Genomic DNA, 14,937 nt, shown 5'->3' with positions numbered 1-14,937 from the left:
GTAGCTATGCACTTTTTTACAGTCTTTTTCGGATTCAATACATTTGTTGATTTTTTGGTAGGAGACCTACCTCTTCAAAATGCTGCAGTAACTTTTCCAGAAACCTCTCAACTTCCTCATCAGATGGCACAGCGTTTAGTAAATCTTTCGGGGTGAATGCTTTACCACCTTTAACGACTAAGCTAATCTTTCGGGTATGCTTTATATCAACCAATGGATTGTTCTCCAATATTGCCAAGTCTGCCATATTGCCGACGATAATATTACCTAAATCTATGCGTTGTAAAGCTTTTGCGGCGTTGATTGTTGCGGCGGACAGCGCTTCAATTTCTGTAAAGCCACTCTCAACGAATAATTCCAATTCTCTGTGAAGCGCCATGCCAGGGAACGTGAAAATGCCTGCTGGCGTATCCGTTCCCGTGACAACCGTTCCGCCTGCTTGGTGATACAAGTAAGCGATCTTTTTAATGATTTTATGCTGCCTGCCGAGAAGCTCCAATCCTGCGGAATGTTGCAGGAACATTTGCCATTGACCGATCAATCCTTGATTCTCAAAAGCCTTGTCAATGACGGGGTGTGTTATTTTCCAATAATTTTCCAATAAACGTGCTTGATCGTAAAAGGCTATTGTTGGGCATAACTTGACGCCTTTTTTAATGAGATGTCGACAAATTTCAATAATGGAATCCTCATCCGGCTCATCCCAAGGAATTTCATTCCATACGTTTGCCTCTGCCTGCGTAGACCATTGCGGATACATCGCTTGTATAAAACCAGACGCATGTTCATTCCAGTCGATCCCCATATCAGCAGCATCGACCGCGTTTACTTGTGTGGAATGGATTAAATCGCAGCTAACTTCCTTATGATGCAATTTTGCTTCTTCGACGGCAGCCCGCATCGTTTCCGGCATTAACTTATTGTATACTTTTATGAAAGAGGCCCCTTCCTTCACTTGGCGCCGGACTTCTTCAATAACTTTTCGCTCATCATCTGTACTTAAATTAAAAGGTCCTGTTTCTCCCCATAAACTTTTAGAACCATCGATCAACCGATCAGTCGAAATTATGCGTGGAGTCGGTGCATCGGATGGCGCTTCAATCATGTTGTGCAGCTCGTATAAACTGCCTGCCATATTCCGAACTGTAGTAACGCCAGCTGCCGTAAAAAGGGGAGCAAACCCCATTTTTATGTGGACATGCATGTCGATAAGGCCAGGGATGATCCATTTGCCGCTGCAATCGATAATCTCTGAACCTGTTTGCAAATTTGTGGCTACAGCCAATATTTTATTTCCGTTAAGTAAAATATCTTTTTGCACAAATTGGCCTTTCTCAAAATCCAAAACTTGCCCGCCTTTTAATAGAACACTCATCATCCCATCCCCTAACGGCAAGGTTTTATAATTCTGATAATTAATGGATGCATATTAAAAAGCAATTGGAATGAACCAACCGCCTTATATGTTTTTATTCCCCGTCGCTTAAACGTTTGCCTCCGACGGCATAATGGTTTTTCGGCATTTCCTCAATAAAGACAACAACATTTTGCGCTGGTGCTCCTGTCGTTTCAGCTACAGCTTCCGTCACTTTTTCGCAAAGTGCCCGTTTTTGTTCCTCCGTGCGTCCTTCTAACATTTTAACAGTTACATATGGCATGTCATTTCCCCCTTTCGGTTAAACTTCGGTATAGTATATATGATAACAGAGTGGAAGGTGGTATTGGAATGACGAATGAACAGAAGCCAAAGAAGAAAATGGGATTTACAATTATAAAAAACGATCCGACAGATGGGCATAAAGGGTTCGGCATCGGATCTTTGTCATTGGAAAACGTATCGCCGGTCATTGTCGATATTGAAGAGGGAGAGGCCCGTATTGAAATTGGTGCCATGCACGCCCGAAGCGATACAGAACGGGGTGTCAAATTTACGACAAACCGAGAAGACTCGGAAGGCGGAAAACCGTATTGGCTCGTATGGGTTACGATCGATTTCAAGGAGTCCGGCCCGTATTACGCCGGAGTTACAGCTTGTGAAATGGTTGTAAATAAGGAAAAACGGCGTGGCTACAAAATTTTGGCCGACCATGTAAATAAAATGGATAAATCAATGAAGCGTCATATTATCGTTGACCATATGGATGAAAAATCGAAAAAGATTTTGGCTGACTTCCTATCAAGCCATAATAAAGAAATGTGGGATCGCAGTGAGCCAAAACTGCATATCGATTTAGGCGCCGACTCACCAGAATTATGAACAAACTGTGAAATTTGGCAGTAGAAGCGCTATCGAAGGTTGAATGTTACTCGTAAAGCAAGTACACTAAAAATACAGCTTGCAATTGTAGGCTAGGACAACCGCACGATACCATATTGTAGAAAGGGATTCACACCAACCCAAGCGAGAATCCTAATCTATAGTAGGCATCGCCGGAAAAAAGCTTTCCTCCCTGAACGATTCAGAGAGGAAAGCTTTTTTGATTGTCGTATTCTGTGCTTCGCAACACAATGTAGGCTTCGAATCATAAGGTAACTCGCCTGCAATGCTACGTAAAACAGCTTGCAACACAACTTCGACCTCGCATCTCAATGTAAATCGGTTTCAACGCAAGTGTCTCGAACAACATAGCTGCTATGCAACGCAACATGGAACTCACATTTCAATGTAAATCAGTCACAACGCAACGTAACCGTCTCACATTGCTACATAATTGTCCTGCAACACAATATAGCTCCAAAGTTCAATCATTCAAAAAATGAAAACGGGAAGAGCTCGAATGTGCCGTCCTCCTGCTCTTTGTTAGACCGTTCCTCACGCAACGATCGATCAGTGCAAAGTTTTTGTGGCATATCTTTATCTTTGACGTAAATTTGCCGCTGGTTTGGGCATTCGTTTACCGCAATGCCGCCGGTTTCGATGTCTACGATGACGCTTTGAACACCGCTTGGCGGGATGAACGGCTCCGGAGGCTTACCTTCATGGACTTTCTCCATGAAGTCGATCCAAATTTTCTTGGATGCCGATTTGTCGTCTAGATCGGTCAACTGTTTACCGACGTCGTAACCTGTCCAAATGCCGGCTGTGAGCGTTGGCGTGTAGCCAATCAAATATTGGTCCGAAATGGTTGTGCCCGATTTTGCAGCATATGGCCTCGTTTGCTTTGGCCGCATGGATAGTCCGGTAACGACTGAGTAGTCGTTAAAAACGGGATCAAACATACCCGTCAGTAAATGTGTCAAAACGAACGCGTCTTGCTCTGTTATAACCCGCTTTGTGCTTTTCTCCGGTCGTTCGTAAACAATATTCCCGTCAGCATCCTCAATCGATAAAATCGTCGTCGGCTCCACTTTCATTCCGCCCGAGGCGATCCGGTTATAGGCGTTTGTCATTTGCAGCAAGGTAACTTCGGAAGTACCCAATGCAACAGCTGGGGATTCTTGAAATTGTACGTCAATCCCTAAACGTTCCGCCATTTTATTGTATTTCTTATAACCGATTTCCTCTAACGTTTTCACCGCGTACACATTATCTGAAATGGCGATTGCTTGTGCCAACGATATCGGATGTCCTGCAAATTTTCCATTGACGTTTTTCGGTTCATAAGTTGCCCTTCCGTCATCATATGTGAAGATTGTCCGTTCAGTAGACAAAAATGTCATTGGGTTATAGCCGCTTTCAAGCGCGGCAGCATAGAGTACTGGCTTCATTGCAGATCCGGGCTGTCTTTTCGCTTGGGTTACCCGGTTGAAGGGGCTTTCTGCATAGTTCCGACCACCGACGAGGGCAGTGATTTCCCCGGTTTCTGGCTCGATCGACATAAAGCCTAACTGAAGTTCATTGTCAGGCATCCACCTTTCGATGATTTCCTCAGCAGTTTTTTGATGATGCGGATCGAGCGTCGTTCGGATTGTCCACCCGCCTTCAGCAGGATAGCGCCCTTTATTGCTTAAAATCTGTTCGGCTTCCCTCCAAACCTCATCTAAGAAATATGGCGCAACCCGTTTCGTACCTTGCCAATCTTCCGTCTTCAAATGAATTGCTACGTCCTTCGCACGCTCTTTTTGAATTTCGGTAATAAACCCTTGCTCCTCCATTAATGAAAGGATAAGTAGTTGCCGCTCCCTAGAACGCTCCGGATTATCAAGCGGCGAATAGATTGATGGCCCTTTGGCAATGGCTGCAATAACAGCGGATTCTTCCAACGTCAAATCTTTTGCGGATTTATCGAAATAAAACTTGCTCGCCGCCTCAACGCCATACATCCCATGGCCGAAATATACAGTATTCAAGTAGCCTTCCAAAATGACATCTTTGTCATAAAATCGTTCCAAACGATAGGCGATGAGCGCCTCTTTTATTTTCCGATTCCATGACTTTTCGGGAGTCAAAAACAAATTCCGGGCATACTGTTGGGTAATTGTACTTGCCCCTTCCACTTTTCGCATTGTTTTAATGTCGCGTAAAATAGCACCAGCAATCCTTTTATAGTCGAACCCGCCATGCTCATAGAAATTCCGGTCCTCTGTTGCAATGAAAGCGTCGATCAACAAAGGGGAAACTTCGTCTAAGTCGACCCAATACCGTCTTTCGGCAGAAAACCGGTCGCCGATCTGTCTGCCGTTCTTATCTAAGAAGACACTCGCTTTCGGAACGCTTAAAGAGGGTGCGCCGGTAATTTGCGCATATAATCGCAAGCAAAGCAAAACGGTAAACATTGCCGTTACGCATGTCACGCTAATGAGCAGCATTGAGCGGAAGATCTTTTTTCTTTTCCTTTTTTTAATATAATCAGCTCTTCTCATATAATCCCGTCCCCATATCAATCATTACAGACAGTATGCGACAGCAAGGAAGAGATTAAACGGTAATCATGTAAAAATACAAAACATAGTCAATAGATTTCAAAAGCCGTTTCTTCAATCATGCCGCAGTGAAGATACAAGAAGTCATATGAATATGACTCAGACTGTAGACAAAGTATTTTTTCACTTTGTCTACAGTCTTTTAAAGGTTTTTAGTTATGGGATAAGTGTTTGCCCAGCTTGGCTTGAAAACGCTTGCCAGACAAGGCGCGAAGTCGAGCGAAGACCCGAATAGAACTTAAGGTTCATGAGGGGACGAGCGAGACGAGCAACGCAGTATGCGAGCGTTTGTCAACAAGCTGAGTCATATGAATATGACTGAAATTCTGAAGCAGTATTGGAATAAACAACTGAAAAACGATATAATGAATAGATATTTTGAAAGTAAGGACGGTGTGCGTATGGAAACGGAAAACGGGCGCCATGTCAATGTGAAGCTTCATTCAACGATTAAGCACGATGAATCCTCTGCTGACACGCATGAATTGACGGCCAAGGGCAAACTGATTGAAAAGGGTGGAAAAACTTACTTGCGGTTTGAAGAAAGCCAAGACGGTCAAAAAGTGCACACAACGGTTAAACTGGACGAAGAAGATACGATTATCATGAGAAGCGGTGCAGTCAATATGCGTTTGCCTTTCACTGCAGGGAGCACGAGGTTAGGCAGTTATGGAGCAGGACCGGCTTCCTTTAATTTATTCGTAAAAACGGAACGTCTTCAAGTACAGGAAGGCAGCATCTTCGCGCATTACACATTGCATGCTGACGACACGCTCTTAGGTACGCATGAACTTACCATTACATATACGGAGGTACAATCATGAACGCAGTTGAACAAATTCAACAGGAAATAAAAGACGCTTTTCGCAAAGCGGTAATAGATGCCGGTTTGGCGGATGAAACGACAATTCCGGATGTAATTTTAGAAACGCCGAAAAACAAGGAGAACGGTGATTACGCAACGAATATCGCCATGCAACTGACGAAAATCGCGAAACAGCCTCCACGCGCAATTGCGGAAGCGATCCTATCAAAATTGGATGCTGACAAAACAGCGATTGATTCGATTGAAATTGCCGGACCAGGCTTCATGAACATCCGATTGAAAAATGATGTCCTCGGCGATGTTGTGAAAACGGTTCTTTCGCAAGGTGAAAATTATGGCCGTTCAACCTCAGGCAAGAATGAAAAAGTGCAAGTGGAATTTGTCTCTGCTAATCCGACGGGAGATTTGCATCTTGGACATGCACGTGGCGCGTCTTTAGGTGACTCGCTTTGCAACATCCTTGATTTTGCCGGTTATGATGTTTCCCGTGAATATTACATTAATGATGCAGGCAATCAAGTGAACAATTTGGCGCTGTCTGTTGAAGCTCGTTATTTCCAAGCATTAGGGCTTGAAAAGGAAATGCCGGAGGACGGCTATCATGGTCAAGACATTATTGACATCGGTAAGAAGTTGGCGGAAGAGTTTGGAGATCAATACGTTAACACTCCCGAACAAGAACGTCTTGAGTTTTTCAGGAAGTACGGCCTTGATTATGAATTGAATAAATTGAAAAAGGACCTTGAAGATTTTCGTGTCCGTTTCGATAATTGGTATTCCGAAACATCGCTCTATACGGACGGCAAGATCGGCGTTGCATTAGACAAACTGCGTGCGAATGGCCATGTATACGAAGAGGATGGAGCGACTTGGTTCCGTTCAACGACATTTGGCGATGACAAGGACCGTGTGTTAATTAAAAATGATGGAACGTATACGTATTTGACGCCAGATATCGCATACCATGAAGATAAAATACGCCGCGGCTTCGATAAGCTCATTAATATTTGGGGCGCAGATCACCACGGGTATATTCCGCGTATGAAGGCTGCGATAGAAGCATTAGGCTACGATCGCGACACATTGGAAGTGGAAGTTGCCCAAATGGTCCAATTGTACAAGGATGGCGAGAAGTTCAAAATGAGCAAGCGTACCGGCAAGGCGGTAACATTGCGTGAGCTCGTTGAGGAAGTTGGTCTCGATGCAGTCCGTTATTTCTTTGCGATGCGTTCTGGCGATTCGCAAATGGACTTCGATTTGGACCTTGCCATTTCGCAATCAAATGAAAACCCGGTTTACTATGCACAATACGCACATGCGCGAATTTCTTCCATTTTGCGCCAGGCCGAGGAAAAGAATTTTTCTGCTTCCATGGAAAACTTGAATTTACTGCAAACGGAAAAAGAACAGACATTACTGAAGAAAATAGGCGATTTCCCGCGTGTTGTAAGCGATGCAGCAAGACTTCGTTCTCCGCACCGCATCACAACGTATATACATGAGTTAGCAGCTGAATTCCACAGCTTCTACAATGCTGAAAAAGTATTGGATCAAGAGAACCGTGAACTATCCGAAGCTAGACTCGCACTCGTCACAGCAACAAGGACGACAATTGCGAACGCGTTGAAACTCATCGGCGTGCATGCGCCTGAAAGAATGTAAAGCAAAGAAAAAGGCTTGGAAACGTAAATGTTTCCGGGCCTTTTTTGATTGGGATAGAATGGGGGAAGTTATTTAGACGGTGTGCATTGCGGCACAATGTAGATCGTCTGTATCGCAATATAGAAGTTCGCAGCATAACAAACCTCAGGGAAATGTATAATAATTTTTCATTTGCACAGCATCAGGCATTTGGAAATCCATTCTATCGACAAGGAGAAAAACTATAGTATAATAGAGCCATACAAAATTACATATCCAAACATGAAGGTGCCCCAACGACGGGGTTAAAAGGGAAGCCGGTTGAATTCCGGCGCGGTCCCGCCACTGTAAGTGTTCGCAAACCGCCATACGCCACTGGACTTTGGTATTCCGGGAAGGCGCGGCAAGCAATGAGCACGAGCCAGGAGACCTGCCTTCATGAGTCACCCGTGCCTACGAGGATAGGTTTGGTGAAAATCGGCGTGCGTGGCCGTATTTTTACTGAACTCATTCCTCCGTTGTATGACGGGGGATTTTTATCTTTATTCAGCAAAAAGTTTCGTCTCAAAAGTGATCATCGAAGTGCATTGTTGCGCACTTTCCAATCGCTTGCTGAATAAGGTTAAAATCCAGACGCAATCACGCCATGGCGGATTGATTATTTGGAATCAACAGGAGGATTAGATAATGAAAAAGTTTTGGCAATTATGGCTAACAGCTGTCCTTGCGACATTTCTGCTAACAGCATGTGGCACTTCAGATGACGCAAAGAAGGATGAGACGACTCCGGCAACTGAAAAAACGGATAAGGCAGAGACTGAACAAGCTGTTGAAGAAGCATTTCCGGTTACATTGACGGATGCGGTAGGCAATGATATTACGCTTGAAAAAGCTCCGGAAACGATAGTTTCCATGATTCCAAGCAATACGGAAATTTTATTTGCACTCGGTTTGAATGAAGAAATAATCGGTGTCAATGATTGGGACGATTATCCCGAAGAAGCACTAAAAAAAGAAAAGATCGGCGGCATGGAATTCAACGTTGAAAAAATCATCTCGATGAATCCGGAAATTGTCTTTGCGCATGAATCCATGTTAGGCACTAGCGATGAAGGGCTGCAGCAGCTTCGTGATGCTGGTTTGAATGTATTTGTCGTGAAAAATGCAGCAGATTTTGAACAAACATATAAAACGATCGAAACGATAGGACAAGCGACTGGTAAAACAGAAGAAGCAGAAGCAATTGTCGACGAGATGAAAGCAAAAGTCGAAGAAGTCATTACAAAAACGCAAGCTGTGGAAAATAAAAAGCGTGTATTCGTCGAAACATCTGACGCACCTGAAATTTACGCCCCCGGTAAAAACACATTCATGCAAGAAATGTTGGATATGATCGGTGCTGAAAATATTGTGACAGGAGAAGGCTGGGTCATGATCAGCCCTGAAGAGATTGTAAATCAAGATCCAGACGTCATCATCGTCATGTATAGTTATGTGCCCGACATCGTTGAAAGTGTAAAAAAACGCGACGGCTTCAGCAACGTGACAGCAGTTAAGGAAGATGCGGTTGTTCAAGTAGATGAAAACTTGACGAGCAGAACAGGTCCGCGTCTTGCACAAGGCTTAGAAGAAGTCGCGAGAGCCATCTATCCGGAGGCTTTCGGTGAATAAAGCAACGATCGCTTACATCGTGTCAACCGCTACGCTCATTGTAGCGGTTTGGCTCGGTGTGACGATTGGAACCGTGAACGTGCCGATCAGTACGCTATGGGATTCATCGGATCAAACCGCAACGAATATTTTATGGAAAATCAGAATGCCACGTGTCATTTTAGCCGGCCTCGTCGGAGCATCACTAGCCATTGCAGGAGCTGCTTTCCAAGGTTTATTGAAAAATCCGCTCGCTGATCCATATACCCTCGGAGTGTCATCCGGCGCCTCAGTGGGTGCTGTCATGACACTCTTTTTTGGTTTGTCCATCCCACTGTTCGGCAACTTCACATTGCCTGTATTCAGCATGATCGGTGCAGGTGTTGTCATGTTTTTAGTGTTAGGTTTTGCAAAATTGGTCGACCGTTCTATGAAAATGGAAACGATCATTTTAGCAGGCATCATTTTCGGATCTTTCTTAGGGTCAGTGCTCTCTTTAATGATTGCTTTGACAGGAGAAGAACTGCGACAAATTATCGGCTGGCTATTAGGCAGCGTATCGATGCGCGGTTGGAACTATATCATCATGGTTCTACCGTTCGTCATCATCGGTTCTTTTATTTTATGGCTGAACAGACGTGAATTGAACGCGATGCTATTTGGAGAAGAACGGGCCCATTATTTAGGCGTCAACGTTAAACGGCGAAAATTCATGATTTTGATCGGAGGTTCGATATTGACAGGGGCAGCAGTGGCGGTGTCCGGAACGATCGGCTTTGTGGGTCTCGTCGTGCCTCATATGACACGTCTCATGTGGGGATCGGATCATCGGCATTTATTGATGCTTTCCTTTTTGAACGGTGCGTCATTGCTCATCATTTGCGATTTGATTGCACGCACGATCATTTCGCCTTCGGAATTGCCAGTCGGTGTCATTACAGCCTTCATCGGCGCACCGGTATTTGCATACATCTTTTACAGACAAAGAAGGAAAGGGGCGATGTGACATGTTGCATGTCAATAACCTTACGGGTGGCTATGGTAAAGAGCCGATCGTAAAAAATATCTCTTTCCAAGTAGCAAAAGGAGAAGTAGTAGGCATTTTAGGGCCGAATGGCAGCGGCAAATCGACCTTGCTCAAGCTAATATCAGGCATTTTGCCGAAACAGGATGGAACAGTAGAAGTTGACGGACAATCTGCAGAGTCGTACTCACAAAAGCAATTTGCAAGGAAAGTGGCTGTTCTGCCGCAGCTGCATGCACATGCCTTTTCCCATACTGTGAAAGACACTGTCGCTTTAGGCAGATATCCACATCAATCAGGACTATTCTCGACTTGGTCCGATGAAGATGAGCGCGCAGTTACAGAAGCGATGGAGTATACAGGCGTGTTACGCTACAAAGACACGGCAATTGAACTGCTTTCCGGTGGAGAACAGCAGCGTGTCTTCGTTGCACAGGCTTTATCGCAGGAGGCGCCCATTCTTTTATTGGATGAACCGACGAACCACCTTGATATCGCCCATCAGCAACAATTATTGGATACAATTCGTGATCATGCTTTGAAAAAAGAGACTACGATCCTATCTGTTTTTCACGATATTAACTTGGCATCCTTATATTGCGATCGCCTTTTATTGATGGATAAGGGAGAAATTTCAACGATTGGTACACCGTTGGACGTTGTTAAAGATACGACAATCGGTCCTGTTTATCATGCGCGCGTAAAAACGCAGCCCCATCCGGAATTGCCGAAGCCTCAAATGATGTTGCTGCCTCAGCAATTAAACAATGTCGATTCTATGAGAGTTACAAAAGAGCAATTTACCGTATCGAAGGAATTTGTCGCATTTCAGTCGAGGCAACCGTTGAAAACGTTGTCATCCGCTGTCCATAATCCGGGGATGGGCTGGTATCGAACTTTCGTCAATCGCCATGTCGATCAAAATTACAATATTGCCGATGCCAAGCAGGAAAACGCTAATTATTTAGAACGGCACGGTTTTCATTTAACTGAAACGGTCGGAATGATGACCGCAGTGATGACAGAGCATGTGGAGATTGGTGAGTATGAAGCGGATTTCGGCTCCATCCTTATTGCGGTGACAGCAGGAGTCGGCAATGCCGTTGACGCATCGAAAGCGATTGAGCGAGAACGAGAAAATCGAATCGGGACGATCAACACTTGGGTCATCATGAATGGCCAGTTGACGGAGGAAGCGTTCATTCAGGCGATGATTACAGCTACAGAGGCAAAAACGAAGGCGCTTCAAAATGAAAACATAAAAGATCCGCTAACAGGAACAATTGCAACAGGAACATCGACAGACAGCCTGTTAGTTGCGGCAACACAAACTGGAGAGATGCTTTCTTATGCAGGCCCGGTTAGTCCGTTAGGTAAATTGATCGGTCACGGCGTGTATGATTGCACGATCCGAGCGCTGAAAGCTTATAAAAAAGCAAAAGGCTGGACGGAATGATGGCAGCGCATTTCATTGCCATCGCCCTCGGCTTTTTTCTTGACCGAATTGTTGGCGATCCGCAGAATTGGCCGCATCCTGTCCGTTTGATCGGATCGCTTATTTCGACATTAACGAAGCGGCTAAATAAAGGAAAAGCACGCGTCATGAAAGGGACGATGGCGTTTTTCATTACTGTAGTAACTGTCACTGTGATTGTATTAACCGTTGTTTTTTTCTCGTACAAGCTGCACTTGTTTGCAGGCATTGTCGTTGAAACGATTCTCATTGCGGTTGGACTTGCCCAGAAAAGTTTGAAAGAAGCTGCTTTGGAAGTATATGAACCGTTAATAGAAGGAGATATGAAAGAAGCACGCAAAAAATTGTCTTGGATTGTTGGCAGAGACACGGAACGGTTAGGGGAAAGTGAAATAGCACGCGGAGCGATCGAAACGGTTTCTGAAAATACGGCTGATGGAATTACATCGCCTTTATTTTGGGCATTTCTTTTTGGTGCACCTGGTTTATGGATGTACAAATCGGTCAATACACTTGATTCGATGATCGGCTATCGTGATGAGCGCTATTACGAGTTCGGGAAGTTTTCTGCGCGTGCGGACGATGTATTGAATTTCATTCCTGCAAGAATGACCGGCTTGCTCATTCTGTTGTTCTCTCCGAATGAAGGGAAGATTCCTTTTGGCAAGCGATTTGCAGGCTGGAGGAAGGATGCACGTCGCCATCCGAGCCCGAACAGCGGATATTTGGAAGCCGCGACCGCGTGGCAACTGGGCGTCAAGTTAGGCGGAGAAAGCAGTTATCGGGGCGTTATTTCAAAACGGCCAGAAATTGGCCCGAATATGCGAAAGCTGGAAGCCGCCCATATTCAGACCGCGATCGTCCAAATGCACAGGGCGTCTTTTGCTTTCTTTTTATTGATGATGTTGATTGGAGTGGTACTATATGCAGTTGCCTGAGCATGGAGCGAACCCAAAGAAGTTATATGAGCGGCTCGGCATAGACGCGCCAGAGAAGCTGTTCGATTTCAGTGAGAACTGCAATCCGGCCGGCCCGCCGAAAGAAGTGCAAACGGTTTGGCCGTCTTTATTATCCAGACTGAAGCATTATCCTGATCCAGCAGGGGAGCCATTTTTGTCGGCGGCAGCAAAGTTCCACGGCGTGCCGGTAGAGAGGGTATTAGCGGGGAATGGTGCAGCGGAACTATTATCGCTCATCGCGGAAAGGTATCGGGGCAAGCGAGCGTTGATCGTTCACCCGACGTTTTCCGAATATGAAGCGACGCTCACCGCAAAAGGGGCTGAGGTGGTACGTATCATCGCCTCTGAAACGGACGGCTTTAAATTGCCAACAGAGCAAATTTTAGAAGCTTTACACCATGTCAATGTCCTTTATTTATGCACTCCGAATAATCCGACTGGCGTATTGCCACCACGTGACGAGCTTGACTTAATTATTCGAACAGCAGGCGAAACAGGCTGTGAAATCGTTTTGGATGAAGCATTCATTGATTTTGTAGATGAATCAGCTTCCTTTATTTCTGACATAGAGTGCTATAAGCATGTCATCATCGTCCGATCGATGACGAAAATGTATGCCATTCCGGGCATCCGGCTTGGGTATGTCGTTGCGCATCCTATAGTAATTGAATCGTTAAAAGCTGCAGCTCCGCATTGGAATGTGAATGGCTTCGCTGCTTTTATCGGAAAGATTTGCCTTGAGCAGATCGACTACCGTGAACGTGCAATCCGCCATGCAACAAAAGCTCGTGAGGAAATGAGCTTCTTTTTGAAGTCGAATGGCTGCGTCGTAACGGACTCGACTGCAAACTTCTTATCCTTCAAATTTGGTGGACAGACGAAAGAGCTGTATGAGCATTTGCTTGAAAAGGGCATGGTGCTCCGCCATTCGGAAAATTTCATAGGGATGGATGGAAATTGGCTTCGAATCGGCATGAAAGGCGAAGATGAGCTTCATTTGCTGAAAGAGGAACTGTCCAATTGGTTTGCGGTGCAAAATCGGTAAGGGGGGAAGCGCATGCTTACATTTATTAGCGGCGGCGTACGAAGTGGAAAGAGCGCTTATGCCGAAAAATGGTTAGTGGAGCAGGCGAATAGCTCAGGGGGCAGGCTCATTTACATAGCATCCGGGCAAGCGACGGACGATGAAATGCGTGAGCGGATCGCAAAACATCGCCATGATCGGGCAGATGCGGGCTGGCTAACTTTTGAACAGCCGATCGCAATTGCCGAGTTGTTGCCGCATATTCAGCCGGGAGATTATGTCCTTTGGGATTGCTTGACAACTTGGCTCGCAAATGAAATGTATACGACAAATCAAGACGGTATTTTTTGCGTCAACGTCCCGGGCTGTATGGAGAGAAAGTGCAGTGAGGTGGTAGCTGCGGTTGAAAATATGCGCGAAATCGCCACCCATGTAACGATCGTCTCCAATGAAGTATTGGATGAACTTCCGTCTCCATATGAAGAAACGAAGAGATATAGCCAATTGCTTGGAGACCTTCATTGCAAATTCGTGCAAATTGCCGACAATGCAATCGAAATGGACTATGGGTTTGCAATTGAGTGGAAAAAGGAAGGGCAGGTGTGCGTGCAATGAAAGGTATTATGGTGATGGGCACGGCGTCCGATGTTGGCAAAACGATGATTTGCACGGCGCTTTGCCGGATTTTATCAGATGAAGGACTGAAAGTTGCCCCGTTCAAATCGCAAAATATGTCTGGCTTTTCCATAGCGCTCAACGATGGCAAAGTGATGAGCCGTGCGCAATATTTACAAGCGGAGGCAGCAAGGACAAAACCCCTTATTGAAATGAACCCGATTTTATTGAAGCCGACAAAAAATATGAAGTCGGAAGTCTTCTTATTAGGGGAGCGCTTCGGCGAAATCGGCGGGATGGATTATCGGAAACGCTATTTTGAGACCGCATTGCAAACAGTGGAAGCAGCGCTTGCGAAAATCGAGTCCGAGTTTGAAATGATCGTCATCGAAGGGGCAGGCAGCCCTGCCGAAGTGAATTTAAATGACCGAGAGATCGTCAATATGCGCATAGCGGACATGGCAGACGTTCCTGTTCTATTAGTCGCTGATATTGAGCGCGGCGGAGCGATCGCCTCGATCGTAGGGACAATCATGCTATTGGAGCCGGAGCATAGAATGCGTATAAAAGCGATTGTTGTGAATAAATTCCACGGAGATCCGGCTTTATTTAAAGAGGGTGTTGAATTTATTGAATCGTATACGAATATTCCGGTCGTAGGCATCCTCCCTTATATGAAAGATCATGGCATCGAAGAGGAAGATATGGATAGGCCGACAGCTGCTGTATCTGATGATCGGGACGTTTACGATGAGTGGGCAAGGCATGTGAAAGCCCACTTGAACTGGCCACTACTGAAAGAAATTATGTCGGGTCGGGTGAAAGAATGAAGGGATTCGTACTGTCTTTACAGTTTTTCAC

The 14,937-nt window shown here is 45.2% G+C and carries 14 protein-coding genes and 1 riboswitch; of the genes, 11 read left to right on the top strand and 3 right to left on the bottom strand.

Annotated elements, in window-relative coordinates:
- Positions 1–34: 34 nt before the first annotated feature.
- Positions 35–1,375 carry an amidohydrolase family protein gene (locus WFH04_RS04435; protein ID WP_336822857.1) on the bottom strand — a complete coding sequence of 447 codons (1,341 nt, stop codon included), beginning with the start codon at positions 1,373–1,375 and terminating at the stop codon, positions 35–37.
- Between the two features lie 94 nt (positions 1,376–1,469).
- Entirely contained in the window at positions 1,470–1,658 is a 189-nt protein-coding gene (locus tag WFH04_RS04430; protein ID WP_336822856.1) for a 2-hydroxymuconate tautomerase, read from the bottom strand.
- Between the two features lie 68 nt (positions 1,659–1,726).
- Here WFH04_RS04430 and WFH04_RS04425 point away from each other — a divergent pair, with 68 nt between their 5' ends.
- Positions 1,727–2,257: a YwhD family protein gene (locus tag WFH04_RS04425; protein ID WP_336822855.1), complete on the top strand. Its 531-nt coding sequence runs from the start codon at positions 1,727–1,729 to the stop codon at positions 2,255–2,257.
- A gap of 488 nt (positions 2,258–2,745) precedes the next feature.
- Here WFH04_RS04425 and WFH04_RS04420 read toward each other — a convergent pair whose 3' ends face one another.
- Positions 2,746–4,803, bottom strand: a complete 2,058-nt coding sequence (locus WFH04_RS04420) for a transglycosylase domain-containing protein (protein WP_336822854.1) — start codon at positions 4,801–4,803, stop codon at positions 2,746–2,748.
- A gap of 461 nt (positions 4,804–5,264) precedes the next feature.
- Between WFH04_RS04420 and WFH04_RS04415 the strand changes: the two genes are divergently transcribed.
- The 10 genes from WFH04_RS04415 (at position 5,265) to WFH04_RS04370 (ending at position 14,906) form a co-directional block, all read left to right on the top strand.
- On the top strand, positions 5,265–5,687 hold the full coding sequence (locus WFH04_RS04415) for a YwiB family protein (RefSeq protein WP_336822853.1): 423 nt from the start codon (positions 5,265–5,267) through the stop codon (positions 5,685–5,687).
- Entirely contained in the window at positions 5,684–7,351 is a 1,668-nt protein-coding gene (gene argS / locus WFH04_RS04410) for an arginine--tRNA ligase (RefSeq protein ID WP_336822852.1), read from the top strand. The genes WFH04_RS04415 and argS overlap by 4 nt, the downstream gene beginning before the upstream one ends.
- A gap of 248 nt (positions 7,352–7,599) precedes the next feature.
- Positions 7,600–7,782, top strand: a riboswitch (cobalamin riboswitch).
- Between the two features lie 15 nt (positions 7,783–7,797).
- Positions 7,798–7,950, top strand: a complete 153-nt coding sequence (locus WFH04_RS04405) for a hypothetical protein (protein ID WP_336822851.1) — start codon at positions 7,798–7,800, stop codon at positions 7,948–7,950.
- 67 nt (positions 7,951–8,017) lie between these two features.
- Positions 8,018–9,001, top strand: coding sequence for an ABC transporter substrate-binding protein (locus tag WFH04_RS04400; protein WP_336822850.1), 984 nt, complete (start codon positions 8,018–8,020; stop codon positions 8,999–9,001).
- A complete protein-coding gene (locus tag WFH04_RS04395; RefSeq protein ID WP_336822849.1) occupies positions 8,994–9,986 on the top strand; it encodes a FecCD family ABC transporter permease in 993 nt (330 codons plus the stop codon). Before WFH04_RS04400 ends, WFH04_RS04395 begins: the two co-directional genes overlap by 8 nt.
- Position 9,987: 1 nt before the next feature.
- Positions 9,988–11,460 (top strand): adenosylcobinamide amidohydrolase, encoded by a 1,473-nt coding sequence (locus tag WFH04_RS04390; protein ID WP_336822848.1) that lies wholly within the window; start codon positions 9,988–9,990, stop codon positions 11,458–11,460.
- Positions 11,460–12,416, top strand: coding sequence for an adenosylcobinamide-phosphate synthase CbiB (cbiB, locus tag WFH04_RS04385; protein ID WP_336822847.1), 957 nt, complete (start codon positions 11,460–11,462; stop codon positions 12,414–12,416). The genes WFH04_RS04390 and cbiB overlap by 1 nt, the downstream gene beginning before the upstream one ends.
- Positions 12,403–13,482 (top strand): threonine-phosphate decarboxylase CobD, encoded by a 1,080-nt coding sequence (cobD, locus tag WFH04_RS04380; protein ID WP_336822846.1) that lies wholly within the window; start codon positions 12,403–12,405, stop codon positions 13,480–13,482. Before cbiB ends, cobD begins: the two co-directional genes overlap by 14 nt.
- A 12-nt stretch (positions 13,483–13,494) precedes the next feature.
- The gene (locus WFH04_RS04375; protein ID WP_336822845.1) at positions 13,495–14,076 is read left to right on the top strand and encodes a bifunctional adenosylcobinamide kinase/adenosylcobinamide-phosphate guanylyltransferase; all 582 of its coding nucleotides are present in this window, start codon (positions 13,495–13,497) and stop codon (positions 14,074–14,076) included.
- Positions 14,073–14,906, top strand: coding sequence for a cobyric acid synthase (locus WFH04_RS04370; protein WP_336822844.1), 834 nt, complete (start codon positions 14,073–14,075; stop codon positions 14,904–14,906). Before WFH04_RS04375 ends, WFH04_RS04370 begins: the two co-directional genes overlap by 4 nt.
- The last annotated feature ends 31 nt before the right edge of the window (positions 14,907–14,937 follow it).

Origin of the sequence: Sporosarcina sp. USHLN248 (assembly GCF_037144575.1) — a bacterium.
In the GTDB taxonomy this organism is placed as follows: domain Bacteria; phylum Bacillota; class Bacilli; order Bacillales_A; family Planococcaceae; genus Sporosarcina; species Sporosarcina contaminans.
The sequence above is the reverse complement of the archived record's forward strand: the minus strand, read 5'-3'. Positions and strand labels throughout refer to the sequence as shown.